Here is an 830-nt window from a genome sequence, read left to right on the forward strand (position 1 = left end):
GATGACCAGCGACGGTGTACCCGGGAGGTCGTGCAGGGGGGCACGATGGAGTTCACGTACAGCTATACCGACAGCTCGAATGCCGCCGGTCCCAATAGTTGGAAGCGCAAGACGGTCGAAACCCGGCCGGATGGATCGCAGTATACCGTCTTTACCAATGCCGCCGGTCTGCCGATGCTGGCCGATCTTGGGGATGGCTCGTCCCACTGGATCTCCTTCACGAAATACGATGCGGAGAACCGGGTGATCATGGAGGCCAGTCCCTCGGCCGTCACCGGTTACAGCGAAGCGGCCGCTGATCTGCTGGAATTTAACTCCGGCACCGGCAAATACACCTACCTGCGGGACGATGAGGGCCTCATCCGGCTGTACTCCGTGCACACGCCCTCGGGCTACACCTCCAGCGAGCGGATCCAGCAAGGACAGCTGGGGGCCGAGATTAAGCTGCGGGATTACGCTTATGCGGCCTGTCCAGAGAGCGGCTACGACAACGTCTATGTGATGTCGCAGCAGACGGCCTATCCGTCTGACTCCAACCAGACCGAGACGATCGTGACCTCGTATGCCTACACGTGGTACTCGGGAACGTCGCAGATCCAGCAGTGGACGACGACGCTGCCGGTGATCCCGGTCTCTCAGAACGGCTCGGGCGTGGCGAACACAAGGAAGATTTACTACGACAGCAACGGCTATGCAACCTGGACGATGAACGAACGGGGGTATATCACTCGCACGAAATACGACATCCCAACCGGCGCCGTCACGCAACTGATTCGGGACGTCGACACGTCGGTTGAAACGGATCACCCCACCGGTTGGACGACGCCGTC

At 60.4% G+C, this 830-nt stretch carries 1 pseudogene; it reads left to right on the top strand.

Annotation, left to right across the window (positions count from 1 at the left end):
* Nucleotides 1-830: pseudogene (locus L1A08_RS17570) on the top strand (RHS repeat-associated core domain-containing protein); the annotation flags it as partial.

It is taken from the genome of Rubinisphaera margarita (assembly GCF_022267515.1).
In the GTDB taxonomy this organism is placed as follows: Bacteria; Planctomycetota; Planctomycetia; order Planctomycetales; family Planctomycetaceae; genus Rubinisphaera; species Rubinisphaera margarita.